This window comes from Microbulbifer agarilyticus, from assembly GCF_020171345.1.
In the GTDB taxonomy this organism is placed as follows: Bacteria; Pseudomonadota; Gammaproteobacteria; order Pseudomonadales; family Cellvibrionaceae; genus Microbulbifer; species Microbulbifer agarilyticus_D.
Genome location: NZ_JAIUZM010000002.1, coordinates 654,945 through 680,370, shown reverse-complemented (window position 1 = coordinate 680,370; position 25,426 = coordinate 654,945). Strand labels below are relative to the sequence as shown.

The 25,426-nt window shown below is 56.7% G+C and carries 20 protein-coding genes; 15 read left to right on the top strand and 5 right to left on the bottom strand.

Annotated elements, in window-relative coordinates:
* Positions 1-113: 113 nt before the first annotated feature.
* Positions 114-1,805 carry a cytochrome-c peroxidase gene (locus LCM31_RS09995; protein ID WP_224869669.1) on the top strand — a complete coding sequence of 564 codons (1,692 nt, stop codon included), beginning with the start codon at positions 114-116 and terminating at the stop codon, positions 1,803-1,805.
* A gap of 391 nt (positions 1,806-2,196) precedes the next feature.
* Here LCM31_RS09995 and LCM31_RS09990 read toward each other — a convergent pair whose 3' ends face one another.
* A complete protein-coding gene (locus LCM31_RS09990) occupies positions 2,197-2,853 on the bottom strand; it encodes a trimeric intracellular cation channel family protein (protein ID WP_224869667.1) in 657 nt (218 codons plus the stop codon).
* A gap of 191 nt (positions 2,854-3,044) precedes the next feature.
* On the opposite strand from LCM31_RS09990, the gene LCM31_RS09985 reads away from it, so the two are divergent.
* The 10 genes from LCM31_RS09985 (at position 3,045) to LCM31_RS09940 (ending at position 13,287) form a co-directional block, all read left to right on the top strand.
* The gene (locus LCM31_RS09985; protein WP_224869665.1) at positions 3,045-3,743 is read left to right on the top strand and encodes a TVP38/TMEM64 family protein; all 699 of its coding nucleotides are present in this window, start codon (positions 3,045-3,047) and stop codon (positions 3,741-3,743) included.
* A 149-nt stretch (positions 3,744-3,892) separates the two neighbouring features.
* On the top strand, positions 3,893-6,136 hold the full coding sequence (locus LCM31_RS09980; protein WP_224869663.1) for a hypothetical protein: 2,244 nt from the start codon (positions 3,893-3,895) through the stop codon (positions 6,134-6,136).
* Complete coding sequence (locus LCM31_RS09975; RefSeq protein WP_224869661.1) at positions 6,133-7,428, top strand: glycosyltransferase; 1,296 nt, start codon at positions 6,133-6,135, stop codon at positions 7,426-7,428. Before LCM31_RS09980 ends, LCM31_RS09975 begins: the two co-directional genes overlap by 4 nt.
* A gap of 12 nt (positions 7,429-7,440) precedes the next feature.
* A complete protein-coding gene (locus LCM31_RS09970) occupies positions 7,441-9,993 on the top strand; it encodes an endonuclease/exonuclease/phosphatase family protein (protein WP_224869659.1) in 2,553 nt (850 codons plus the stop codon).
* Between the two features lie 195 nt (positions 9,994-10,188).
* Complete coding sequence (locus tag LCM31_RS09965; protein ID WP_222246625.1) at positions 10,189-10,866, top strand: Bax inhibitor-1/YccA family protein; 678 nt, start codon at positions 10,189-10,191, stop codon at positions 10,864-10,866.
* Between the two features lie 124 nt (positions 10,867-10,990).
* Positions 10,991-11,383, top strand: a complete 393-nt coding sequence (gene tusD, locus LCM31_RS09960) for a sulfurtransferase complex subunit TusD (protein ID WP_224869657.1) — start codon at positions 10,991-10,993, stop codon at positions 11,381-11,383.
* 4 nt (positions 11,384-11,387) lie between these two features.
* On the top strand, positions 11,388-11,747 hold the full coding sequence (gene tusC, locus LCM31_RS09955) for a sulfurtransferase complex subunit TusC (protein WP_224869655.1): 360 nt from the start codon (positions 11,388-11,390) through the stop codon (positions 11,745-11,747).
* Position 11,748: 1 nt separating this feature from the next.
* Complete coding sequence (gene tusB, locus LCM31_RS09950; RefSeq protein WP_224869653.1) at positions 11,749-12,030, top strand: sulfurtransferase complex subunit TusB; 282 nt, start codon at positions 11,749-11,751, stop codon at positions 12,028-12,030.
* 7 nt (positions 12,031-12,037) lie between these two features.
* A complete protein-coding gene (locus LCM31_RS09945; RefSeq protein ID WP_224869651.1) occupies positions 12,038-12,373 on the top strand; it encodes a TusE/DsrC/DsvC family sulfur relay protein in 336 nt (111 codons plus the stop codon).
* A gap of 140 nt (positions 12,374-12,513) precedes the next feature.
* Complete coding sequence (locus LCM31_RS09940; protein WP_224869854.1) at positions 12,514-13,287, top strand: OmpW/AlkL family protein; 774 nt, start codon at positions 12,514-12,516, stop codon at positions 13,285-13,287.
* Between the two features lie 135 nt (positions 13,288-13,422).
* Here LCM31_RS09940 and LCM31_RS09935 read toward each other — a convergent pair whose 3' ends face one another.
* A complete protein-coding gene (locus LCM31_RS09935) occupies positions 13,423-13,833 on the bottom strand; it encodes a secondary thiamine-phosphate synthase enzyme YjbQ (protein ID WP_224869649.1) in 411 nt (136 codons plus the stop codon).
* 104 nt (positions 13,834-13,937) lie between these two features.
* On the opposite strand from LCM31_RS09935, the gene trmA reads away from it, so the two are divergent.
* The gene (gene trmA, locus LCM31_RS09930; protein ID WP_224869647.1) at positions 13,938-15,041 is read left to right on the top strand and encodes a tRNA (uridine(54)-C5)-methyltransferase TrmA; all 1,104 of its coding nucleotides are present in this window, start codon (positions 13,938-13,940) and stop codon (positions 15,039-15,041) included.
* 62 nt (positions 15,042-15,103) lie between these two features.
* Here the strand turns inward: trmA and LCM31_RS09925 are convergent, their stop codons facing one another.
* The 3 genes from LCM31_RS09925 to LCM31_RS09915 are packed head-to-tail and all read right to left on the bottom strand — an operon-like array spanning position 15,104 to position 17,916.
* Positions 15,104-15,568, bottom strand: coding sequence for a DUF2489 domain-containing protein (locus LCM31_RS09925; RefSeq protein ID WP_222228372.1), 465 nt, complete (start codon positions 15,566-15,568; stop codon positions 15,104-15,106).
* On the bottom strand, positions 15,565-16,509 hold the full coding sequence (locus tag LCM31_RS09920) for an AEC family transporter (protein WP_224869645.1): 945 nt from the start codon (positions 16,507-16,509) through the stop codon (positions 15,565-15,567). Before LCM31_RS09920 ends, LCM31_RS09925 begins: the two co-directional genes overlap by 4 nt.
* Before the next feature lie 3 nt (positions 16,510-16,512).
* Complete coding sequence (locus LCM31_RS09915) at positions 16,513-17,916, bottom strand: DNA recombination protein RmuC (protein WP_224869643.1); 1,404 nt, start codon at positions 17,914-17,916, stop codon at positions 16,513-16,515.
* A 106-nt stretch (positions 17,917-18,022) separates the two neighbouring features.
* Here LCM31_RS09915 and murI point away from each other — a divergent pair, with 106 nt between their 5' ends.
* From murI to LCM31_RS09900, 3 genes are all read left to right on the top strand, one after another.
* Positions 18,023-18,874, top strand: a complete 852-nt coding sequence (murI, locus tag LCM31_RS09910) for a glutamate racemase (RefSeq protein WP_224869641.1) — start codon at positions 18,023-18,025, stop codon at positions 18,872-18,874.
* A 100-nt stretch (positions 18,875-18,974) separates the two neighbouring features.
* Positions 18,975-21,689: a PD-(D/E)XK nuclease family protein gene (locus tag LCM31_RS09905; RefSeq protein ID WP_224869639.1), complete on the top strand. Its 2,715-nt coding sequence runs from the start codon at positions 18,975-18,977 to the stop codon at positions 21,687-21,689.
* Positions 21,686-25,186 carry a UvrD-helicase domain-containing protein gene (locus tag LCM31_RS09900; RefSeq protein WP_224869637.1) on the top strand — a complete coding sequence of 1,167 codons (3,501 nt, stop codon included), beginning with the start codon at positions 21,686-21,688 and terminating at the stop codon, positions 25,184-25,186. Before LCM31_RS09905 ends, LCM31_RS09900 begins: the two co-directional genes overlap by 4 nt.
* Positions 25,187-25,426: the final 240 nt, after the last annotated feature.

Genomic DNA, 25,426 nt, shown 5'->3' with positions numbered 1-25,426 from the left:
GGGGAATTTATACAAGGTATGTGTTGAGGAGTCTGTACAACCCGACGAAAACGATAGGACGCAACATCGATCGTTTAGAAGTGCATAGATATAGAGTTACAAGGAGCAACTCAATGGATAGGCCGGATAGATTTCGAAGGCGTGCCCTACTGGCACTGATCTTCAGTATTCCATTCGCTAGTCTCAACGCCACCGCCCAAGAAGAATCGGAACAGGTCTTACGGGATCAAGCGCTCAAGCTTCTTGGTAAACATGTGTTTTTCGATTCAGAACTCTCCAACCCAAAAGGAAATCAGGCCTGCGCCAGCTGCCATGAGCCGTTTGCTGGGGGTACATCCGGCTTTTCGGATGTCAACGAAACCAGCGTGGTTGTGCCAGGCGCGACCGCACCCAATATCGGCAACCGCAAACCGCCAACAAACGCCTATGCGTCATTTAGCCCGCCCTGGCAGCCTGCCGTGCCCGGTTCCCCCTGTAACCTGTTTGCCGGAATACCGTTTTGCGGCGGAAACTTCTGGGATGGCCGTTCGCAGGGAAATGATACCCCGGTAGGCAACACGGCCCCGGCCCCGCACTTGGGCGATGAGGTGTTCTACAACATAGAAAATGCTGCGATCATGGCATTCGGCAAGTACAAGGGGCCGACCTCTGATCAGGCGCTAAACCCCATGCCGAATCCCGCGGAGCAAAACATTGCCCGTATCGATGTTTGCGAGCGGGTAGAAAACTCAATCTATGCACCGCTGTACAAGCTCGCATGGGGTGTGGACCTAGATTGCAGTGCGACGCTCGCTTACAACAACAACACCCATTACGACATTTCCTTTAAGCGGCTGATGTTATCGGTCGGTGCTTATCAGCACTCCGAAGACATCAATACATTTTCATCAAAACGGGATATGGCACTACGCGCAGAACTCGCCTGTGATGGGAGCAGTTATCCCGAGCATTATGATGCGGAGTTCTGTGCGCTCTTATCTGAAGCCAATAAGGATGCTGGCCAGTTCCCCCTTTTGTTACTGACAGAAGAAGAGAACCTTGGCCACGACATATTCTACCAAAGTCCATTCGGCCCCCCTGGCCCTGTCGCTGCAGGAGCCTGCGCGCTCTGTCACTCAGGCCCTGGTGAAGATGGCACCGAACCGTTACAGTTGTACACCGATCACAGCTATCACAATATCGGTGTACCCCATAACCCGCATATCCCAAATTCCCCCGACCCGGGACTGAGCAACCATTTGCTGGATGCCCTGCCAGGCCCAGTACGCACACCGACTTTGCGCAACACCAGTAAAGGCGCTCAACCCGGTGTATTTACCAAGGCGTACACGCATAATGGTTGGTTTAAAAGCCTGGAAACTCTGGTGCACTTTTATAATACGCGTGACGTGAAAGTACGCTGCGAAACACTCATCCCAGAGACGATTGCAGAGGGTACTGACCTCACCGCAGCAGTAGCCCTCGAGCACAACTGCTGGCCCAGCCCGGAATTTCCAGATACCGCGGTGGGCGGGCCGATACTTGGCAACCTTGGTTTGACAAGTGACGAGGAGGCAGCGCTGGTTGCTTACATTCGCACCTTAAATGATGCTCATACCGCCGAGCGACCCATATTACTTGATGAAACTAACATACGCGCACGCCGTATCTTTACCATGTTTCAGATGCAGAAATGGGATCGGGAGATATGTGTCATAGGGGGCATATCTTCGAGCGCACCGGCGGCGGACCATTCTGGTCGACCGTGCCTGCCGCTCTCCCAGATAATCGAGCTACTTGAGGAGGATGATTGGTTGATACAATAAGGCTGGCCCTATTTAGGTAGCCTACATCTATCTTTCCGCTGCCGGTGTTCACAGCCCGTAAGGCATAGACCCCGGCAGCGTTTTCTGTATCACCAGTAGCGGGCGCTTTGGTTGAAACTCTGCCCAAGTGCAGTTTTTCAGGTCAAAACCGCACCGTATTTTTGGAAAATGGCCGACCCTACTGGTGCGAATGCGCCAGATACTTACCCTTCTGTTTCTAGGTTCACTTCAAGATCACACATCACTATCTATGCCCTCGGATATTTCCAGAGTGTCCATGTCAATTCACGACAAATTTGCCAGGTGCGTAGAGAAAAACTACCACCCAGTGGCGAGATTACAGACGGACACCCACTGTGCGGGAGCAAAACTTAGCTGCATGGGTCCGACTCTATTTTTCAGTCTCTTTGCTATCACCTGGTCGGGAAAGGAGGGAATCCGGCACAGACAGATGCCAGTAAATCGCGGCGCTGCGTAAGCAAAATATTAGCAGCATGCTAACGGCACCTATGGTGAGAGCGGCACCGGGAAACATCGCCAGTAAGCCGATATAAGTGATGCAACCCAATGTGACTGGTACCGCGTACAACTCTTTACGCATGAGCAATGTTTCATTGCCGGCCAGCACATCGCGCAACAGGCCACCACCAATTGCGGTGATGATTCCGAGTAAAATTGGACCAAGGGGTAGCGCGAACGAAAGATCCATTGTTTTCTCTACAGCCTGAATCGCAAACAAAGCGACGCCGGCGGCATCCAGGTACAGCATGGCCCGGTAGACCTGTCGACCGGTCATTCGCTTGTTGGCGATAAAAGCCAGCAGACTCGCCGCCAGAGCAACCCAAATGTAATTCAGATCTTCCGACCAGAATACCGGCACACCCAAGATCAGGTCGCGCACGGTACCCCCGCCGATTGAGGTAATAACCCCCATCACCAGAGCGCCAAATAGATCGATGCGTTTGGGTGCAACAGCCGCCACCGCGGTCGCCGCAAACGCGACGGTTCCCGCCATGCCCAGTGCATATTGCAGCTCCGCTACTGTCATCAAAGCCTGTCACTCTTTACACATTTCGCCGCATCAGTGACCAAAGTGTAGAACGATCGACTCTGTAACCGGGGTGTGTAGAACATCATGTCACGCCGACCCGCAGGTTACTGGCAAAATATGCGCAGATTTCGACTAGGCTAAGAGAATGACACGCCTTTTACGGGGCGCGCTCCGCACGGGATGAAACTATGAAGGGGAAGCATGCCTCAGCACTCTTTATGGCGGCTTGTATCGCCGGTGTGTGCATTGGCTTGGGACTAATTTACTACTTCGACCTCGACGAGCAGATTCTCGAAATCCTGCAGTGGTTAGAAGATCAAGGCTGGCAGGCCAGTCTGTTGTTCATTCTTATTATGGCGGCGGCCATTATTTGCCTGGCACCCGGGGTAATTTTCACGATGGGCGCAGGATTCGTTTTCGGGGTCATCAAAGGTACCGTGCTGGTTGTCGCGGGTACTGTACTGGGTGCCGGTATTGCCTTTTTAATTGCGCGCTACCTGTTTGGAAAACGGCCATCCGAATGGGTCATGTCCAAGGTCAAGCCAGCCAATATCGGCGACGTCATACGGGATGAGGGCTGGCAGATGATCATGTACACCCGTTTGGTACCCCTGTTTCCATTCAAGCTTTCCAACTATTTTTTTGGACTGACACCCGTGCGCTTCCGGGACTTTCTGCTGGGCAACTTCCTCGGCATCATCCCGCTCACCCTCACCAACGTCTATGTGGGCTCGATTGCTTCCGATCTCACCACACTCGGCAGCAGCGAAGTGGAAAGAACCCCGATTGAGTGGGCGCTCTACGGAATGGGTTTTGTCCTGGCGATTGTGGCGCTGGTTGGCCTTACACGTATTGCGCGACGAGCCCTTGCACCGTTGAAGCAATGAGTACCCGCATGGTGGCACGCCATGCTTTTTATTGATTGTCTAACCTAAACAATGATGCCTGGAGCTATTCAGTGCCACCATCCGCTGTGGAGCGGTCAGGAAAATGCGTGGCGAAACTTGAATTTGGCGATGAACGGAGGAGAACTCTCATGCCCTGGATGAAATGGCTTCCCTGGCGGTTCTTCGTGCGCAAGTTTGCGACATCCCACGGTTTCCTCGATCCTCTCGCGGTCATGGCGCGTATGCAGCGCTTTGCCGAGCCATCGGAAGTCAGCGAGCCAATCGAGCTATTGCGCGCTGGGGTTATCTTCCATGCGCGCGCGCTGATGAACAGCAAGGTGATCCAGCACAACCTGGACTGGGTGTGGCCCTATTGGATCGAACGCCAGTTCGACCCGGCCGATATATCCTTCATCCCGCGCGCCTTCTCCATTACCCACTGTAATCTCAGTCACCGCAACTGGACCGCCGTAGGCGTACCCGGCAGTGAGGAAATGCCCATCGTTGACCCAAGGGGGCTTTTGACGCCCCACTACGATGGCTGGTCGATTGATGCCTGGGTGATCGGCGACGACGGAGAAAACCTGTATCCGTCCCAGCGCGATGACGTTACCCAGCGCTTGAGATTGCTCGATGGCGTTGCGGTGGTCACGCAATCCGGGACCGAACAATGCAGCCTGCTAAGCCGCGTCTGGGCAGAACTCGACGATCAGCACAACAATTGCCATATGCGCCTTAAGGCCAGCCACAGTAACGGCGGATGGTTGGTAGTGTCCCTCAGGCCATGCAATCCCGAGGGGGTTGCCTTTATCAACAAGATATCGCTGCAGGGCAACCGCGATGAATGGCTGGTGGATGGCAAAGATCGCATACTGTTCGACCGTCCGATGGATAGGCATCACGCATCGGATTACAAGAAAGGCGATATTTCCCTGTACCTGCGCGATGACACCAATGAGACACACGCGGAGTGTGATGTGGGCATGGCCACTGCCGCTGCGCTGTTTCGTATCGAGCCCGGGCAAACCCTCGACACCCTTGTCACCATTCCGCAACACTGCCCACTAAACCGCCGCAATGCACCTCCTGGCTGGCGCGCAAATCTCGAGAAGCACTGTGCAATGAGTGTACCCGACGACCAGATGCAGTTTCTCTACGATGCTGCAGTGCGCACACTGATTCTGCACTCCCCCCACGACGTGTATCCGGGCCCGTATACCTACAAGCGTTTTTGGTTCCGGGACGCAGCATTCATGATCCAATCACTGTTGCACGCCGGTTTGCTTGATCGTGCCGCAAAGGCACTGGAGCGCTTTCCATCGCGACAGAAACGCAACGGCTATTTCCACTCACAGGATGGCGAATGGGACTCAAACGGCGAAGCGCTCTGGATTATCGATCAGTACTGCCGCATTACCGGGCAGAAGCTCAAACCCGAGTGGCTCGACCCTGTGCTGCGTGGCGCACACTGGATTGACAACAAGCGACTCCCAAAAGATGGCAGCCTTACCGCAGGCTTACTACCCGCGGGCTTTAGTGCGGAGCACCTGGGTCCAAATGACTGCTACTTCTGGGATGACTTCTGGGGCATTGCCGGCCAACAGGCGGCCGTTACGATCTGCCAGCGCGAAGGTAAGGCCGAGGATGCAGCGACCTTTCAAAGCCATGCCGACGATTTTATGCTGACCGTGGATGAGGCCTTGCAGGGTTGTGCGGAACGGCTCAAACGCCCGGCCATGCCCGCGTCACCCAAGCGGCGACTGGATGCCGGTGCCATTGGCTCTATTGCCGCAGGCTACCCCCTAAAACTGTACGAGCCGGACGATCCGCGCCTGCTGGACCTGGCAGATTTCCTATTGGAAGAATGCTTTGTTTCTGGCGGTTTCTTTCAGGACATGATCCACTCGGGGATTAATGCCTACCTGACAATCCACGTGGCCCAGGTGCTGCTGCGTGCCGGTGACCCGCGCTGTATTGAGCTGATGCGCAATACTGCAAAACTCGCCACACCCACTGGGCAATGGCCGGAAGCCATTCATCCCCACTCGTTCGGCGGGTGCATGGGCGACGGACAGCACGCCTGGGCAGCGGCAGAATGGGTCACCATGCAGCGCAATTGTTTTGTACGTGAAGAAGGCGATAAGCTAATTCTGGCGTCCGGGTTGCCACCAGAATGGTTGAGTGACACGGAAGCCAAGCGCCCTATTCTCTTTGGCCCAGCGCCCACGCACTTTGGGACTATCTCACTGGAGATTTTGCCGGGGGAAAACCCGCGGGTTTCGTGGACGGGTAAGTGGCATGACATACCGCCGGTAATAGAAGTTCGCGCCTTTGGCTACCACCCACAGGTTGTCGATCCCGATACAGAACAGGTGGAGCTCAAACCACTGTGAATATCGTTATGCTCACCAACACCTACCTGCCGCATGTAGGTGGTGTTGCCCGCTCAGTCGCTGCGTTTTGCCGGGAATACCGAAGGCAAGGCCATCATGTAATGGTGGTCGCGCCCGAGTTTCATGACAAGATCGAAAATGAAATGGATGTGGTGCGCATTCCTGCGATCCAGAATTTCAATGGCAGCGATTTTTCCGTGGCACTGCCGCTCTCCGGGGAGCTCAGCGACCGGCTGGATTTTTTTGAACCCGACCTCGTGCATTCACATCACCCGTTTCTATTGGGCATGACGGCACTCCGCATCGCCCGCAGCCGCGAGTTGCCATTAGTTTTTACCCACCACACTCTGTACGAACGCTACACCCACTATGTCCCCGCAGATTCCGATGCGCTGAAACGTTTCGTGATTGAGTTAGCCACCCGCTATAGCAATCTCGCCAGCAAGGTGTTTGCACCAAGCGAAAGCGTCGCAGAACTGTTACGCGAGCGCGGCGTGAAGTCGCCAATCAGTGTTGTTCCGACCGGTGTGCAACTGGAGGATTACTGCGATGGGGACGGGGCCAAGGCCCGTGCACGTTACGGTATTCCGGATAATGCATTTGTTATTGGTCACCTGGGCAGGCTGGCGGAAGAGAAAAATCTCGAATTCCTGTCAGATACGGTGGCGGAATTTATGCAGCGCAACCCCAACACGCATTTCATGGTGGTTGGCAGCGGACCGCTGCAAGCGCGCATTACACAAATTTTTGCAGAGAATGGCTTGTCGGATCGACTGCATATGACCGGCATCCTGCAAGGTGAGACACAGCGGGACGCCTACAGCGCGATGGATGTATTTGGCTTCACCTCCACCAGCGAAACCCAGGGCATGGTGCTCACCGAAGCGATGGCCGCAGGCACCCCGGTAGTGGCGCTGGATGCCAGCGGTGTGCGCGAAGTCGTCGATGACCGCTTCAACGGGCGCTTGATTCTCAAACACTGCCAGCGGGAACTGCTTGCCGGATTCCAGTGGGTATACGATCTGGAACCCACTGAGCGGCAATCCCTGCATAATGCCGCGCTAGAAACCGCCGAGCGCTTTTCCATGGAAAACTGCGCGAAGGCTGCCCTCTCCCATTATCAATCCCTGGTCCATCAGCATTGGCCGCTGGACGACTCGCTGTATGCGCAGTGGATGCGATTACGCAAAACCATTGGCGCCCAGTGGGAAATTCTCGAAGGCGTTACTGGCGCTGCCACTGCGGCTCTGGAAAATGCCGGCAAAGGCAAACCCCAGCAGGCCAATGATTAGGAATTCCTGCAGATGTTGACCCGTATCGCCACACGTCTCCGCAACTGGCGTCGCCGCGTCAGCCGCAGCGAGTGGCTGGCGCGCACGCTCAAACTGCAAATCAATGAGCGCGAACCGGAAGCACCTGCACTGGTACTCATTCAGATTGACGGACTGGCACGCCTGCAACTGGACCGCGCATTAGCCGAGGGCAAAATGCCCTTTGTGAGCAAGCTGATCAGAGAGGAGCACTACCACCTCGATAACATGTACTCGGGGGTCCCTGCGACAACACCGGCGGTGCAGGCAGAAATTTTTTACGGGGTAAAATGCGCGGTGCCCGCCTTTGGGTTTATGTCGACGGATTCCCAGGAAATGCTGCGCATGTATGAATCCAATGCAGCAACCAAGGTCGAAGACAGTCTGACAGAAACCGGTAACGAACCGCTACTACAGCACGGCAGTTGCTATGTCAGCGTGTTTCGCGCCGGCGCAGAACATGACGAGGCGCATTTCTGTCCAGCCTCGCAGGGCTGGGGGCCCTCACTCAAGGAAGCTGGTCCCAAAGCGCTGATCCTGATGCTGCTGGTCAACCTGTGGAGCCTTATCCGCACAGCGGGCCTGCTGTTTCTCGAATTCTGTTTATCGGTGGTGGATTTCTTTCGCGGACTGACCAGTGGCCAGGACTTTTTGCGCGAGCTCATGTTTATACCCACGCGCATTGCCATCACCATCTTGATGCGCGAGCTCTCTACCGTCGGTGTAAAGATCGATATCGCGCGCGGCCTGCCAGTTATCTATATCAACTTGCTGGGGTACGACGAGCAGGCACACCGACGCGGCCCCAGCTCGGCGTTCGCACATTGGACGCTGAAAGGTATTGACGATGCGATTGCCCGAATCTGGCGCGCAGCGCACCGCTCCTCCCGACGCCACTATGACGTCTGGATTTATTCCGATCATGGCCAGGAAGACAGCACGCCTTATGAGAGCCTGCACGGACGCAGCTTTGCCGATGCCGTGAGTGATGCCCTGTCGGAACTGCCGGAGAGTCCCAGCGGCTATCGCTCCAGTTCCAACCACGGCATACAGCTGCAACGCGTCCGCCTGTTTGGTGGCCAGTGGGTACAAAAGCTGTTCCCGGTAAAAGTCACTGAAGATCAGCGCGACGGTGATGCGCCCATGGCACTTTCCGCCATGGGGCCGCTGGCCCTGCTCTACAACATCCACTGTACCCACACCCCACCCGCGGAAATCGCACGAATTATCATTGAGAAGACCGACGCACCGATGATTCTTTATGAAGATAAAGAATCATCGGACACCGACGCCGAGGGTAAGCAGGTCACAAAGATTCGCGGCTGGTGGCGGCACGGCGCCTTTGCACTCCCAGAAGATGGGGAAAAAGTCCTTGGTGAGGACCACCCGTTCCTCGACGAAGCCATCGAAGATTTGGCAAACCTGTGCCGACACCCGGATGCCGGTGATTTTGTCGTCAGCGGCTATTGCGCGGGCCTGCCAAGTATCTCGTTTGCCATAGAGTCCGGCAGCCATGGCGGCGCCGGCCCTAACGAAACCCATGCATTCGCATTGATGCCGGGCGATATCCATTTCCCGAAAAACGGCCGCGGCCACTGGCGCCCCCGCGATATTCGCAACGCCGCCCTCGCATTCCTGCGCGCGCAGCCAGCGCAAAACCTGAAGTCCCCACCAGCAGTGACCACAGCCACGGAAATGGATTCGCCCGAACGCAGTGATCCCTCCGCAACACCAGCACAGGTTGCGACGGGCGCACAACCCGGCACGAACCCGCAGCCATCGAAGCCGCATACACTCCGAGTGATGACCTACAACGTACATATTTGCAAAGGGATGGACGGAAAGCTTTCGCCAGAGCGCATTGCCCGGGTTATCGCGCTCTATTCCCCAGATATTGTCGCGCTTCAGGAAGTGGATGTACGCCGCAAGCGCACCGGAGACGTGGATCAAGCCCAACAAATCGCGAAGCTGCTGGCGATGGATTTCCACTTTCAGCCGGCCATGCACCTGGAGGATGAGCGTTACGGAGATGCCATCATGACCCATCTTCCCGTGCGCCTGATCAAGAAAGGCATCCTCCCCGGACCACCGGAAAACTCGCGGTTCCGCAATAGCGCCGAACCCCGCGGCGCTCTGTGGATGGAGATCGACTTCTACGGCACTCCGATACAGATGTTCAACACGCACCTGGGGCTCTCCAAAGGTGAACGACAGCGACAGGTGGATGCGCTACTCGGAGAGGACTGGCTGGGCAATGCGGAGTGTCGGGATAAGCCCCGCATACTCGTCGGTGACTTCAATGCCCTTCCGGGAGCCGGCGAAATAAAGAAAGTGACCGAGGTACTGGATGACGCACAACTGAAAATGCCTGGCCATAAGCCGAAAGGGACCTTCTTCAGCCGTTTGCCCAAGGCACGCATTGACTACGTGTTTGTGGAGCCAGGCCTTCATGTGAATGATATCCACGTCCCGCGCAGCGAATTGACCCGGCTGGCCTCCGATCACCTGCCCCTGATCGTCGACATCAAGATACCCGGCAGTCATTGAAAATCGCCCCCAATGCCCCCATTACTGGGTTTATACGGTCTGATTGTGCCCCGCAACGCCATTTCCAAGAGTCTGGCATTGCGCGCTGATTTTCCTCAAGTTGCCCCATTTCGGCGAACCTCACGACTACTTGAAGGTCAAAAGCACTGGTTATATGATCGCAACAGATTATCTATTCACTAGCAGGAGACGCTAATGCAGCCCGAAGTTTATACACAGTCCCGAGCGGTGGACCGCTTGGAGTCAGCCAAAGTACTGCGCAATACCTACGCACTACTGGCCATGACTGTTCTATTCAGCGCAGTCACCGCAGGCGTTTCCATGGCAATCGGCATGGGTCGCGGCATGGGCATCATCTGCTCCCTCGGCGCCCTGGCCCTGATCTGGCTGGTACTGCCGCGTACCGCTAACTCCAGCGCAGGCGTTGGTGTCGTCTTCGCCTTCACCGGTCTGCTGGGTGCCTCCCTGGGCCCCATTCTTAACCACTACGTTGCTGCAGGCAGTGGCCAGGTGATCATGCAGGCGCTGGGTACCACCGCACTGATCTTCTTCGCGCTGTCTGCCTATGTACTGACCACCCGTAAAGACTTCAGCTTTATGGGCGGCTTCCTGTTCGTTGGCCTGATTGCCGTACTGGTATGTGCCATCGGCATGATGATCGCGAGCTTCTTCGGCGTATATATGCCGCTGGCCAGCGTAGCCCTGAGCGGCGTGATTGCCCTGTTGTTCTCCGGTTTCATCCTGTACGACACCAGCCGTATCGTGAACGGTGGTGAGACCAACTACATCATGGCAACCACTTCCCTGTACCTGAACATCCTGAACCTGTTCACCAGCCTGCTGCACATCTTCGGCTTCGCTTCCGACGACTAATCAGCACGTTGACCCGGTTCAACCAATGCCCCGCTTAGCGGGGCATTTTTTTGCCAGTATGCCACCCTTTACCTAACCTCCAGCCTGAACACGGCCATCAGACTCACACCAGGTACACACACCCATGCAATTTACCCTTGTGGTTTATGGCGCGCCCCACAGCTCGGAAGGTGCCGCCACCGCGCTCCGTTTTGCCCAGGCAACCCTTGCCGCGGGCCACGGTATCTACCGGGTGTTTTTCTACGCGGATGGCGTACATAACGGCAGCGCCCTCGCCGCACCCCCGCAAGATGAGCAGGACTTGCTGGGCCAGTGGCAGTCCCTGCAACAGGATCACGCACTCGATCTTACCGTGTGTATCGCCGCGGCCCAGCGCCGTGGTCTGCTCAGTGAATCGGAAGCAAACCGCCTGGAGAAGCCCAGCGCCAACCTTGCCGCAGGCTTTAGCCTGGCCGGCCTCGGGCAGCTGGCAGAAGCGGCCGCTGTCAGCGACCGCCTAATCAGCTTTGGAGGCTAATGCAATGGCGAACTCGATCCTTGCCCTCTGCCGGCACGCGCCCTACGGCAACACCCTCGCCCGTGAAGGTCTCGAGGCCATTCTGGCCTGTGCCGCCATGGATCAGATTCCCGCAGTCCTCTTCACCGGCGACGGCGTATACCAGCTGCTTGAACAGGACCCGCAGGCGATTAATGAGAAGAGCCTGCGGCGGAATCTACAGGCCATGCCAATGTTTGGCATAGAGCAGATCCATGTATGCGAGAAAAGCGTTGCAGCACGGGGTATTGCCACCGACACGCTGCAGCTTGCTGGGGCGGAGCTTGTTTTACTGGCCGACACCGGCGCCTTCATTCGCGACTTTGATCAGGTACTGAGCTTTTAACATGACCCTGCATATCGTCAATCAATCCCCACTGGGGGGAAGCGCGCTCCATGATTGCTTAGCGTCCTTTGTCGAGGGTGATGCACTGTTGCTGATCGAGGACGCGGTCTATGCAGCGACTGCGCCCACACACCACAAATTACCTCAAGACAATATCTACGCCTTGACGGCCGACGCGCACGCGCGCGGAGTAAAACTGGCTCAAGGCGTAAAAGGCATCGATGAAGCGGCGTGGGTAGATTTGTGCGTGGCGCACACACCCATTGTTAGCTGGTTCAGGTAAGTTAGCCATGGATAATTTGGTAATTGCAGGGCGTGAGATCGCGCTCGACAAAGAAGGCTTTTTGCGCGACCTAAACGATTGGAGCCCGGAAGTGGCCACCGCGCTGGCGACCCGAGAAAACATCGAGCTCACTCGGGACCATTGGGACGTGATTACGCTACTGCGCGATTTCTATCAGGAATTCGAGCTGTCTCCGGCGATGCGACCACTGGTGAAGTATGTCGGGCAACATCTGGGGCCGGAGAAAGGCCGCAGTATCTTTCTGATGCAACTCTTCCCGCCGAGCCCGGCCAAAATCGGCAGCAAGATCGCCGGGCTCCCCAAACCTACCAATTGCCTGTGAGCGTAAACGCATTTAGCGCTAACACATCTGCCCGAATACGATTTTGGCACCTAAGTTGGTCGTATTTTCCATAAGTTAAATAGTCCCGTATTACACTTTTTACTCAACAGGTATACAAGGAGTTACCTCAAGTGAAAAGGATGTTGAAACTTTTGCCTATAGTGGCGCCGTTAACTTTGGGATTGAGTGGCGTCGCCTCGGCGGGCCCTCTCGGCCTGACTGGACCACAGGATTTTATTGTCCGTGCTGGCGGATACTATATTTCCCCGGGTGATGACACAGTTAGCTTCGTCGATGAAACGCTCGAGTTTTCCGATGCCTTCCGCGCTAATGTGGACCCTGGTTCCGAGTGGGGTTGGTTAATCAACTTCGAATGGAAACCGCATGAGCATTGGGGTATCGAGGTCGCCTATATGGATGGCGACAGCCACTCAAGCAGCCATGCTGACAGCTATTTCACACTCGGCTTCGATGATGTGGAATACCGCAATGTCACAAATTTTGATGCCGATATCAGTACCCTAAGCCTCAAGTATTACCCACTTGATGAGACGTGCCTGGTTCAACCCTACATCGGTGGTGGCATTAGCTACACAGAGTTCGGTTCAACCCGCCTTAGCCGTGCCGTACGGCGGGACTTAGCCGACGTTGGTCTGCGTGGCAACTTCGGCTTAGGTTCCTCTTGGGGCTATACGTGGCAAGCAGGTATGGATTTCAACTTCGGGCGTGATAGTGCCTGGCTGGTAAACGTTGCCGCGGTGTATACGCGAGCCGACACCGATATGCGACTGCGAGTTTTCGATGACGTACCGCCACCCCCGGACCTAGAGCCGATTTTTGAGTCCTATTCCGGGGACTACATCTATGACCCTTGGATGTTCAACCTGTCAGTGGGCTATAAATTTTCCTTCTGACACTTCTAGTTCGGCAGATTGAATTGGGCGCTTCGGCGCCCTTTTTTTGGCATGCGCAATACAGTGCGCCATGGCCCCGCCCAGTGCTAGAGATCCCGCCTGCACTGAAAGCTGTACCGAATCAAACGCTACCACTTAAGTCAGATGCAAAATCACTCGACGTGCGCCCGCATGATGGCGGTGTTCCCATAGATAGATGCCCTGCCAGGTACCCAGCGCCAGCCGACCATCGATAACCGGGATGCTCAGGCTGGATGCCGTTAATGAGGCCTTGATGTGCGCAGGCATGTCATCCGGCCCCTCAAGGGTGTGCGTGTAAAGCGGGTCATTTTCCGGAACCAGCCGGTTCAGCCAGTTTTCCAGGTCAACACGGGCGCTCGGGTCAGCATTTTCCTGAATCAATAAGCTTGCGGAGGTGTGCTGTATAAACAGGGTGCACAGACCGTCGCCACCATTGGAATGACTGGCTAGCCAGCCCTCTACCTCGCGGGTGAACTCGTGCAGCCCCTGCCCCCGCACTACAATCTCTAGCTGTCCTGTTGCCATAAACACTCCTTTCCGACACCCATCTCACATCGATTGGGGGTTTCCGTTATAATCCGCGCCCCAAATTTGGACACACTCTAAACTGCAATTGTACGGCTGATCCCATGGCACTTCACCGCGTAAATACCGACGAATACCAGCAGCAACTGGACCAGAAAGTGGCCCGGCTGCGGGAGGCCTATACGCCCTACACGGATCTGGCACCGGAAGTCTTCCCTTCCCCGCCCAGCCACTACCGCCTGCGCGCAGAATTCAAGATGTGGCAAGACGGCGGACGCGTGGACTACGCCATGTACAAACAGGGCGAATACAAAAAACCGTTTGTGATCCAGGAGTTTACCGTTGGCTCGCGCAGGATCAACGAGCTGATGCCGCCGTTACTTGATGCCATCAACGCGAGCGAAATGCTGCGCAAACGGCTGTTCTGTACCGAATTCCTGACAACATTGAGCGGCGATGCGCTAATTACCCTGATTTACCACAAACCCCTGGGGGAAGAGTGGGAATCAGAGGCGCGCGCCCTGCAGGAACAGCTGGGAGTGCCCATTTTGGGACGCTCACGTAAGCAGAAACTGGTGCTCGAGCGCGACTACGTGATTGAAAAGCTGGATATCGATGGACGTGAATACCAGTACAAGCAGGTTGAAGGCAGCTTCACACAACCCAATGGCGAGATTTGCCGTTCGATGATCGGCTGGGCAAAAAGCTGTTGCCCACAAACAAGCGAAGACAAGACCAGCGGTGATTTGCTGGAACTCTACTGCGGTAATGGAAATTTCACCATTCCACTGGCGGCACACTTCCGCCAGGTATTGGCGACGGAAATCTCCAAGGTATCGGTGAACGCGGCACAGGAAAACATTGCTGCCAATGGCGTGGACAACCTGGCGATACTGCGCTTGTCCAGCGAGGAGTTTACCCAGGCGATCGATAAGGTGCGCCCTTTCCGACGCCTGAAGGACTTCGACCTGGACAGTTACGACTTTTCCACTGTGCTGGTGGATCCACCCCGTGCCGGCCTGGACCAGGACACCTGCGCGATGATCGCCCGCTTTCCAAGAATTCTATACATCTCCTGCAACCCGGAGACGCAGCTGGAAAACCTGGCGGAACTTACCAAAACCCACCGTATCGAGCGATTTGCGATTTTTGATCAGTTCCCGTACACCGATCATACAGAATCTGGTGTATTACTCGTACGCAAGTAAGTGGTACGACGCTCACTAGCAGCGGGCACGCCGACGGTGTCAGGCCGCCCCCAATTATGTACTTAAAAATTCCTACCGAGGATTCGCTTGGCCGCATCCAGAGCGAAATCACCTAACTCTTGCTCGACTTTGAACATTTCCTTTTCGTAGGCAAAACGTTCCTTCGGTGAGAGCTTTTTCCATTCCGCAAGGATGGGAATGTGATTGGTTTTATCCGAAATTTGGTAGAAGGCAACAAACTCTTCCTTTACCGACCCATCCACCTGTAAAGAGTCCAGCAGTACGCGGATCCGGATAGAAGCCTCAGTTAGGCCCACGCCATCTTCCAACAGCGTCTTGGCAATAATCTGAATACTGTTGTTTACCCGCTCACGCTGCGCCTCAGCCGCCGCTTCGAGCTCTGCCAATTGCTGTGCCTGGCGCTTGCGCGCTGCACGCAGCTCAAGAACGTAGTAAGTGGCTATCGCGGAGAGCACGAGAATAATCAGCCCGGCAATTACCAGAATCCACACGGGTACTTCAGTCATGGGAGGTTTACCTTCAACAGTGCCAGTCCGAGGCTGGCGGTAACAATAGAAAAGAGTGTGCTGATCGCAACAATGTTGGCGGCCAACTGACTGTTGCCGCCCAACGCGCGCGCCATGATAAAGGAAGCCGAGGCTGTTGGCGCGGCTGCGAGCAGAAACAGAATCGCCATGGATTGCCCGTCCAGCTGGAACACCCAGCCGATGGACACCAGTACCAGCGGGACCACGAGCAATTTGAATGCGCTGGCGACCACGGCGCCAAAGGAGCTGCGGCGCAACATGCTCAAATCCAGAGATGCGCCAATACAAAGCAGCGCCAACGGCAGGGTTACCGATGCAAGGTACTCACCAGTCTGTACCACCATTTGTGGCAGCTGCAGGCCGATGGCTTTGGCGGCTAGCGCCGAAACGATGGCCACTATCAGCGGGTTGCGCGCGACGTCGATGGCCAGTTTCCGCCAGCTAAACTTCGCCTTTTGCGAATAGACCGCGAACAGGGCAACCGCCGCGATATTGTAAAAGATAGTGATGACCGCCATCAGTAATGCGGCCTGCGCCAGACCCGACGGGCCGTAGGCATTAACCGCCCATGCCAGCCCGATAATCCCGAGGTTCCCGCGAAATGCCCCCTGAATAAACGCACTGCGGTCCCCATAAGCCAGTGGCCGGGCGCACAACCAAGCCATTGGAACCGTCAACACAGTGCCCAGTAAGCCAGCAAGGAGCAGAGGCCATTCGTCCGTTGGATCAGCATCGGAACCGAAAATATTGAAAAACAACAGCGCCGGCAGCGTGATCAGAAATACCAACCGCGATGCATCATCGACGAATGAATTGCTAAGTAGTTTTGCGCGCGCAAGTCCGTAGCCCACCAGCAGGGTGAGAAAGATAGGCGCGGTAACGGAAAGCGCAAACGAGAAGGTATCGGCTACTGCGTCCAAGGCTTATTCCACTTCCTCGGCAGTATCTTCCGTTGCAGCATGCTCCGAAGCCAAGGTTGGCAACTTGTGGCTGTCTTCCGCCTTCTCGCGCAAGTCGGCGGCAATCTGCTTGCGGGTCTTCGCCCCCAGTTTGCGCAGACTGTCGATACGCTTCACCGCATTGCCGCGGCCGGTAGCGAGTCGCTTATAGGTTTCCTGATACGCTTCATCCGCCTGGCGGATACGGCTACCCAGGTTATCCAGCGACTCCAGTACCAGCGCAAACTGGTCGTGCAGCTTGCCCGCCTCGTCGGCGATCTTTTCCGCGTTTTTATTTTGCTTCTCGTAGCGCCAGATATTTTCAACCGTGCGCAGGGTGGCCATCAACGTTGTCGGGCTCACCAGCACAATTTGGCGCTCGTAGGCGAAACGGAACATTTCCGGGTCCGCCTGCATCGCGAGCATATAGGCGGCCTCAATCGGTACAAAGATAAATACAAAATCGAGGGTGCGCACACCCTCCAACTGCTCGTAGGCCTTTTTGTTCAAGCCGGTGATATGCGCGCGGAGTGAGTTCACATGCTGCTTGAGTGCCTGCGTGCGCTCTTCGTCGGTCTCTGCCGAGGCGTAGCGTTCGTAATCCACCAGCGAGACCTTGGAATCAATGATCAGGTCCTTGTTTTCTGGCAGGCGCACGATCACATCCGGCTGGCGGCGACGACCATCGGCGGTAAAGCTGACCTGCGTTTCGTACTCACGCCCTTTCTGTAGGCCAGACTCTTCCAGCAAGCGCTCGAGCACCACCTCACCCCAGTTACCCTGAATCTTGCGGTCGCCTTTCAGCGCCGAAGTCAGGTTCAGGGCCTCGTCACTAATACGCTGGGTTTGTTCGCGCAGCGCCTTGATCTGGCCCAGCAGACTGTTGCGCTCGGCATTTTCCCGGTCGTATACGTGTTCTACGCGCTTGCGGAAGTCGCCCAGCTGGCGTTCCAGCGGATCGAGGCTCTTGCGCAGGCTATCTTCGCTGCGGCGCTGGAAGGCCTGCTGTTTCTCTTCAAAAATCCGGTTGGCAAGGTTTTCGAACTGCTGGGTCATGCTCGCGCGCGTCTGTTCCAGCTGCTGCTTCTGCTCGGCGAGCGCAGCTTCGCCCTTCTCCACCAGAACCTGATGCCGCACCAGCTGCTGAGACTTGTCAGAAAGCGCCTCACGCAGCTGCTGGATCTCCACCTGCTGCTGGGTATCCCGCTCCTGCACTACCTGCGCCTGAGCCTGCTGGACCTGCTGCTCGGCTTGTAGTGACTGGAACTGACTGATCAGACGCGCCCTACCGGCCCTGCCAGCCCAAAATGCGAGGAGCATCAGCGCCAGAATCAGGCCGCCCGCCAGCAGTGACTGCTCCAGGGACATTTGCAGGGGAAACCAGGTCATAAAAATCACTTAAACTTATTAGGTAGTGTTATCGAATATGCTACACAGGGCGTCGGCTGAGGTATCCTTGCCGGCCAGAGGTACTTAACGGGAGACAGGTTGTCGCATGCCAGTAGAAAGCGGCCAACAATCCAGCCGCCATTCTAACAAGGCCCCCAGCGCATTGATATTCGATTCCGGGGTCGGCGCCATCAGTATTGCGCGGGAGATCCGCCGGCAAATGCCCGGTCTCACCCTGCATTTCGGTATCGATAACGGCTTCTACCCCTACGGCGACAAGCCAGAGGACACTCTGGGCCCACGTATCGTCGATATTGCCAGCCGTATGGTGGCCGCCTGTGATGCCGATTTACTGGTCGTCGGTTGCAACACCGCTAGCACCCTGGCCCTCCCCGAGCTACGGCAATTCCTACAACAACCGGTTGTGGGTGTGGTACCCGCGATCAAGCCCGCCGCCGCCGGCAGCCGCACGGGCACCATTGCGCTGATTGCTACCGAAGGCACCGTCAACCGGCGTTACACCCGGGAACTAATTGATCAGTTTGCTAATAGCAGCCGTGTGATCAACGTGCCCGCACCTGAACTGGTGGCGCTGGCGGAAGCGAAGCTCCGCGGCGAGACCATTACCGCAGCAGATCTGGCTCCGGTCATCGAAAGACTGTTTAGTGGACCGCACGGGGAAACCCTCGATACCGCCGTACTGGCCTGCACCCACTTCCCGCTGCTGCGAGATGAACTCAGTGCGGCATCGCCGCGCCCACTCATCTGGCTGGACTCCGGTGATGCCATTGCCCGCCGGGTGCGCTGGTGGTTGGACGAACTCAACCTCACACTGCCGAGCGAACCGCACAGCAGCCAACTACTCACCAGCAGTGAGCATCAATCCGAGCAAATTCTGCAGGCGTTCGGCGAGTTTGGCCCGACGTATCAGCACCAGGCGATTGCGGTTAGACTGTAGCCCTGTGAAGCCTCAGCTTCTCTGCGCAACACCTGGACATTTTCAGCGTGCACTGCGCCTAATAAAACAGCAATAAACACCCTATTCAGCGTCAAACACTATGCTGCAACCTGCATTTCCTTTCCGGCAGATTCTCGACGAACTGCCGGTGGGTGGTCTCCTTCTCACCCCGACCAACCGTCTGCGCAATCGCTGCTTGCAGGTATTCGGCGCATTCCAGCCAGCCAGCACCAAAAATTGGGCTCCGCCCGCGGTAGAGTCACTGCAGGGCTGGCTCGACAACCTCTGGTTTGAGCTACAGCAAAAGCAATGGCCTCCAGCGATGCGACGGGTACTTAACCGTGAGCAATGCCAGCTGTTATGGCAAGCCTGTATCGATAGCACGCTGGATAAAGGCTTAATCAACACCCAACAGTTGGCAGGCCACTGCGACGGGGCTTTGGCGCAATTGTTTCAGTGGTGTCGAATCGAACAATTGGAAAACGCAGAAGAGGTGTTGAAGCCTCACTGGGAAAATACCGGTCTGCAGTCCGGCGACTACCCGCTATTCGAATTATTGCCCGCATTCCAGCAAAAGCTTGCGCAGCACAACGCAATTACCCAGGACCAGCGCGACCTGCTCATATTGCAAGCCTTTGAAGAGGGACAGCTGGCGCGGCTCCCGCAGCTTTCTCTAGCGGGCTTTGTGCAATCCTCGCCACTCAATGACAAATTATTCGCCGCGGCGGCGGAAAAGGTAATGCCGTTCGGTATCCCGGAAGCTGCTGCAAATAGCCTGAAAGTTAGCCGCTGTCATAATCTTGAAGAGGAACTACAGCAGGCGGCGCGTTGGGCCGCCACTAAACTGTCGCAGAACCCGGATGCGAGCATCGGCATCGTGGTGAATAACCTTGGCCAGTGTCGCGCCCAGGTTGAACAGGTCTTCGCGCGGGTGCTGGAACCCCAGTGGTTCTCCCCGACCCAACCCGCGTACACCCTACCCTTCAACTTTTCCGCGGGCACGCCACTGGCCAAGACACCGGTCGGTTCGGCATCGCTCGATCTGCTCGAAGCGCTCGTGGACTCGTTTGATTACAGCACCCTGCGAAATCTGCTGTTCAGCCCCTTCTGGGGGGATGAAGGAACGGCCGAGCAGCATTTGCGCAGCGCCCTGATGCGGCGACTGCAAAAGCTGGAGTTGCGCGAGATACCCGGAAACGTACTGCGTTCCTGGGCGGAGAAGCTCGCCGAAGAGCTTGCCCCTGAAAGTCCCCTGCCCGGGCAACTAAACCAGCTGGGCGACTGGGCCCGACGCTGGCAGCGCGCTCCAGCGGAAGTCTGGGCACAGCGTTTTTCTGACCTACTGCTGAAGCTCGGCTGGCCCGGCGCACGCAACCCCAACAGTCAGGAATACCAGCAGCTGGTGCTGTGGGAACAAGCACTGGAAAGCTTTGCCAATCTCAGCGAATTCACCGGCGCGCTGCCACTACGAAAGGCACTGCAGTTGTTGCGACAGATTGCCAGCCGCAGTCCGTTTCAGGCAGAAACCCGCGACGGGCCACTGCAAATTCTCGGGGTACTGGAAGCGGGTGGCCTCGCATTCGAGCATATACGCCTAGTGGGATTTGGACAGCAACAGTGGCCGGCACCGCCATCGCCCAACCCGATGCTACCCATCCTCTGGCAAAAAGATTGGAAAATGCCGCGCGCGAGTGCCGAGCGTGAACTGGAGCTTGCGCAACAGCTTACCCAGGACCTGCTAAACAGCAGCAGTGATGTGGTGGTTAGTTACGCCTGTGAGGAAGATGGCGTAGGCCAATCTCTCAGCGCACTATTTGGCAGCCCTGCCCCCGCGGATTGGCTCGATAGCGACCCGCTGCAGACCTTCTACGAAACGCTAGAGAAAGCAACTGCACTGGAGAAGATCCCCGACGAAGCACTCCCCCCGCTCTCTGCTGAAGATTGCACACAGGTACGCGGCGGCGCAGGTGTATTGAAAGCACAGGCCCTGTGCCCACTCAATGCGCAACTTCGTTACCGCCTGGGTGCCGACAGTTTTATGCAACCCGGCCTCGGCCTGAGCCCCGCCGAACGCGGCAACCTGATTCATGAAATGCTCGCCGCTTTCTTCGAGAACTGTAAAACGTCTCGCCAGCTTGCCGAAATGACACCAGAGCAGCGCAAACTGCAGATCAACACCAGTATTGACGCCGCCATCGGGCGACTTAAACGAAAACATCCGGAGTTGCCGCAGGCATTCTGGTCACTGGAAAAAAGTCGTCTGGGAGACATCTTTGAACAATGGTTGCCGCTAGAACTGGCGCGCCCACAATTTGAGGCTGCGCAAATTGAGTCACAAACAACCGTGAATCTCGAGGGCTTGACCCTGACATTGCGTCTGGACCGGCTGGACAACCTCACCTCTGCAGATCAGCAAGAACAGCTGGTAATCGACTACAAAACAGGCCAAACCAGTGTCAGCGACTGGCTGCAAGCGCGCGTGCGCGAGCCGCAATTGCCACTCTATGCCCTGTTCTTGCCAAACGTAAAAGGCATTGCCTACGGCGCGGTAAAAAATGGCGATTGCAAATACCTTGGCACTGGTGAACTTACGCATGCCATCAAAGGCGTAAAAGCGGTTGGCGACAGCCAGAAGAACCCCGAAGTGGAATTAGGCAACTGGGATCAGTTGACCCAGCACTGGGCACAAGCACTGGCAACGCTCGCCTCGGAGTACAAAACCGGGTATGCCGCACTCCGCTTCGACCGCCCCGCGGACAACGAAAACCAAAAGAATTTGTGGCCGCTGAACCGCTGGCCGGAACGCCAATCATGACCATTACAACACCAGTAGATGCCCGACAGCGCGAACAAGCGCTCGACATCACGCAAAGCTATGCGGTTTCTGCTCCCGCGGGCTCCGGAAAAACCGGCTTGCTGACCCAACGCCTGCTCAAATTACTCGCAGCCTGCAAGCAGCCGGAAGAAGTACTGGCGATTACCTTTACCCGCAAAGCGGCGGGTGAAATGCGCGAGCGACTGCTCGATGCTTTACTAGACGCACGGGACAATCCGGAGCCGGAGAATCCCCACGCAAAAATCACCTGGCAGCTGGCAAAGAATTTGTTGGCCCACGACCAGGAACATCAATGGCACCTACTCGAGAGCCCTCAGCGCCTGCGTATCCAGACCATCGATGGACTGTGCCGAAATATCGCCAGCCAATTACCCGTCGACAGTGGACTGGGCGCGCCGGGCGAACCCCTGGAGCAGCCCGCGATCGCCTACGAGAAGGCCATTGCCAATCTATTGACGAAGCTGGAGCAAGAGCCTCTAGATCAGGATCTTGGAGAGCTGCTGCTGCACCTCGACAACAATCTGCCGGAAGTTACCGGGCTGCTGCAGACCCTGCTGGAAAAGCGGGAACAGTGGCTCGAACCGCTGCTTGCCGTTCACCAGGAACAGGCAGAGGACTATTTCACCTTCGTAATCAACGAACTGATTGAAGGGCAGCTTGCCGCGCTGAAAGCTGGATTGGGAACACACCTCGGTGAACTGATTGAACTCGCGGACTACGCGGGCACTAATCTCAGCAAAGACAAGCCCGAGCATCCGATAAGCCAGCTTGCGGGTATCGCCGGCGCGCCGAGCTGTGACGCGGAAGGTCTGCCGCAGTGGCTGGCGCTCGCTGAGCTACTGGTTACGGGTACCGGCACCTATCGCAAGTCGGTCACCAAAACCATTGGCTTTCCCGCCGCAGACAAGAAGTCTCCGGACGCGGAGAAGGCCAAAGAACAAAAGGCACGAATTAGTGCCCTGCTCGCTTCCTTGGCCGACGATGAGGCGCTACTGCAACAGATCGCCGAAGTGCGTACCCTTCCCGGCGGTATGGACGACGGCCAGTGGAAGATTCTGCGCTCGATGGCCCGCATCCTGCCGCTGTTGGTGGCAGAGTTAAAACTGATATTCCAGCAGCTCGGCGGGACCGACTTTACCGAGGTCGCGCAGGCGGCGCTGGCGGCACTGGGCAGCAGTGATGATCCCAGTGAAGTCGCGCTCAAGCTGGACGTGCAGATTCAGCACATACTGGTAGACGAATTCCAGGACACGTCCCAGTTACAACTGGAATTACTGCAAAAACTCACCGCCGGCTGGGAGCCTCAAGACGGGCGCAGCCTGTTTATCGTGGGCGACGGCATGCAATCCTGCTACGGCTTCCGCAATGCCAACGTGGGCATCTTTCTGGATGCGCGCAACGAAGGGATTGGCGAACTGCCGCTGGTACCACTGAATCTACAGGTGAATTTCCGCTCCAGTACCGCTGTGGTGGACTGGGTTAATACCACCTTCGCGCGCGCCTTCCCACGCAAAGACAATATCAGCCGCGGCGCCGTGCGCTATCTGGAATCCGTCGCCTTCAAGCCGCGCTCCTGGGAAGGTGAACCCGTCACCTTTTATGGCTGCACAGACGATAACGAACGTTTGCTGGAAGCGGAGAAAACTCGGCAAATAGTGCAGGACCTGCAGGCGCAAACCCCCTCTGCAAGCATCGCCATTCTGGTGCGCAATAAAAAGCACCTGCAACAGATCTTGCCGGAACTCACCCGTGCCGGTATTCCTTACCAGGCCCAGGACCTCTCGCCCTTGGCCAGCAAAATGGTCGTGCTGGACTTGCTCAGCCTGACACGCGCCTTGCAAGATCCATCGGACCGCATTAGCTGGTTATCGGTACTGCGCGCCCCCTGGTGCGGCCTCACCCTGCCCGACCTGCATGCACTGGCCAACGCCACTGCAGAGACCAACAATCTCGACGACGCAAAGCTACGCGACCCGCGCGACCCGAAAAACGCGCCCCTCCTAAACACCTTGCTAAACAACCTGCACAGTGGCCAGGCAGTGGCAGGGTTGAGCGAAGATGGCGCGCAACGTTTGCAGCGAAGCCTGCCAGTCATCCTCGAAGCGTGGCAGCAACGTGGCCGTAAGCCTCTGCGGGTTTGGATCGAAGGCCTGTGGCTCGCCCTCGGCGGACCAGCGAGTGTGGCAGACAAGCAGGAACTGAGTAACGCCGCTGACTTTTTCCAGCTTCTGGAAAAATACGACCAAGGCGGTCGAATCGGCGATTGGCCCGCATTCGAACAAGCCCTGGAAACGTTGTTCGCGCGCCCCGCACAACAGGCCACCGTGCAGGTGATGACAATCCACAAGTCCAAGGGTCTGGAATTTGACCATGTAATCATTCCCGGCCTGGATAAGTCCGGCGGTGCCGGCGGCAGTGACCAGCTTTTGCGCTGGTGCAGCTGGCTAAATGCCGAGGCAGATAACCGTTTTCTGCTCGCGCCCAAAAGCCCGCGCAGCGGCAAAGACCCGCTTTACGCCTACGTCAAACACGACAACAGCGAGCGCGAGCGACTCGAAGGTACGCGCCTGCTGTACGTGGGCTGCACCCGTGCGATCCACAGCCTGTATCTGCTGGCCAACGTGAAGTCTTCCGACAAGAAAAATGAGGACTATAAGGCGCCCACGCCCGCATCACTGCTTGCCAGCATCTGGCCCGCGCTCAGCCAACAGGACGGCAGTAATTGGTGTCATTGGCTTGAGAGTCCGGAGCCGGCAGCCGATGCTGACGCAACCGATCACAACTATCTGTTGCAGTTGCCCCTGGGCTGGCAGCCCAGCGCTTACCCTCATGGAAACCTGCTGGCCCGTTACCGGGTGACAAGCACACAAGCCGCACCCGGCGAGGATGCGCAGGACGCGGAGGAAGAACGCAACTTGCCCGAACTTGGGCAGGTACATCAGCGCTGGTTCCGGCACGCAGGCACCGTTGCCCATGAAACCCTGGCGACACTCACCGAAGCACCGGAGCGCTTGCAACGCCCCGCACCTGAACTGATCAGCGAGCTGCGGCCGCTTTGGCAATTGCGACTCTCCGAGGCTGGCTTAAGCGGACGCAACCACGAAAGCGCGGCCGAAAAAGTTGAACAGGCGATCGCCCGCACACTCAGTTGTGAGACCGGACGCTGGTTACTCGACGCAAGTCATCGAGAATCTGCCGCCGAGCTGGAAATCCACACCGGGGGTGGCCAGCTGCGCCGTAACATTATTGACCGTACTTTTATCGATGCCGAAGGCAGCCGCTGGATCGTCGATTACAAGACCGCAGAACCGAGTGCCGGTGAAGAACCGGCAGACTTTATTGCCGCGCAGCTGGAGCAATACCGCTATCAGCTGGATCGCTACCGACGCCTGTTCTACCAGCGCGGCGAAACATCCATACGCTGTGCGCTGTACTTCCCTCTGCTGCAAACACTGGCGGAGCTACCGCCGGAGTAAGGTTAAAAGCTCTGCTTGGAACCGGCCCTGAATGGGGCCGGATCGGCGACTAACGCAGCCCCCTCTTCAGCCCGACACTCGCGCACTCACCATCCTACCCCGATACGGCCAGCCACATAGTCGAGCAACCCCATCCTTAGCATGTGCATCAAAGCTAGATAAATTTTGCGCACACTGTACAAACTCGTGACAGCTAAAACTGTTTCAAATGAAACCCTAGCCCTACCACCAGTCACTAGG

Bases quoted from the DNA above. Each gene is read 5' to 3' on its own strand.
- LCM31_RS09995 (WP_224869669.1), top strand. From the start codon at position 114: ATGGATAGGCCGGATAGATTTCGAAGGCGTGCCCTACTGGCACTGATC.
- LCM31_RS09990 (WP_224869667.1), bottom strand. From the start codon at position 2,853: ATGACAGTAGCGGAGCTGCAATATGCACTGGGCATGGCGGGAACCGTC.
- LCM31_RS09985 (WP_224869665.1), top strand. From the start codon at position 3,045: ATGAAGGGGAAGCATGCCTCAGCACTCTTTATGGCGGCTTGTATCGCC.
- LCM31_RS09980 (WP_224869663.1), top strand. From the start codon at position 3,893: ATGCCCTGGATGAAATGGCTTCCCTGGCGGTTCTTCGTGCGCAAGTTT.
- LCM31_RS09970 (WP_224869659.1), top strand. From the start codon at position 7,441: ATGTTGACCCGTATCGCCACACGTCTCCGCAACTGGCGTCGCCGCGTC.
- LCM31_RS09965 (WP_222246625.1), top strand. From the start codon at position 10,189: ATGCAGCCCGAAGTTTATACACAGTCCCGAGCGGTGGACCGCTTGGAG.
- tusD (WP_224869657.1), top strand. From the start codon at position 10,991: ATGCAATTTACCCTTGTGGTTTATGGCGCGCCCCACAGCTCGGAAGGT.
- tusC (WP_224869655.1), top strand. From the start codon at position 11,388: ATGGCGAACTCGATCCTTGCCCTCTGCCGGCACGCGCCCTACGGCAAC.
- tusB (WP_224869653.1), top strand. From the start codon at position 11,749: ATGACCCTGCATATCGTCAATCAATCCCCACTGGGGGGAAGCGCGCTC.
- LCM31_RS09945 (WP_224869651.1), top strand. From the start codon at position 12,038: ATGGATAATTTGGTAATTGCAGGGCGTGAGATCGCGCTCGACAAAGAA.
- LCM31_RS09940 (WP_224869854.1), top strand. From the start codon at position 12,514: ATGTTGAAACTTTTGCCTATAGTGGCGCCGTTAACTTTGGGATTGAGT.
- LCM31_RS09935 (WP_224869649.1), bottom strand. From the start codon at position 13,833: ATGGCAACAGGACAGCTAGAGATTGTAGTGCGGGGGCAGGGGCTGCAC.
- trmA (WP_224869647.1), top strand. From the start codon at position 13,938: ATGGCACTTCACCGCGTAAATACCGACGAATACCAGCAGCAACTGGAC.
- LCM31_RS09925 (WP_222228372.1), bottom strand. From the start codon at position 15,568: ATGACTGAAGTACCCGTGTGGATTCTGGTAATTGCCGGGCTGATTATT.
- LCM31_RS09915 (WP_224869643.1), bottom strand. From the start codon at position 17,916: ATGACCTGGTTTCCCCTGCAAATGTCCCTGGAGCAGTCACTGCTGGCG.
- murI (WP_224869641.1), top strand. From the start codon at position 18,023: ATGCCAGTAGAAAGCGGCCAACAATCCAGCCGCCATTCTAACAAGGCC.
- LCM31_RS09905 (WP_224869639.1), top strand. From the start codon at position 18,975: ATGCTGCAACCTGCATTTCCTTTCCGGCAGATTCTCGACGAACTGCCG.
- LCM31_RS09900 (WP_224869637.1), top strand. From the start codon at position 21,686: ATGACCATTACAACACCAGTAGATGCCCGACAGCGCGAACAAGCGCTC.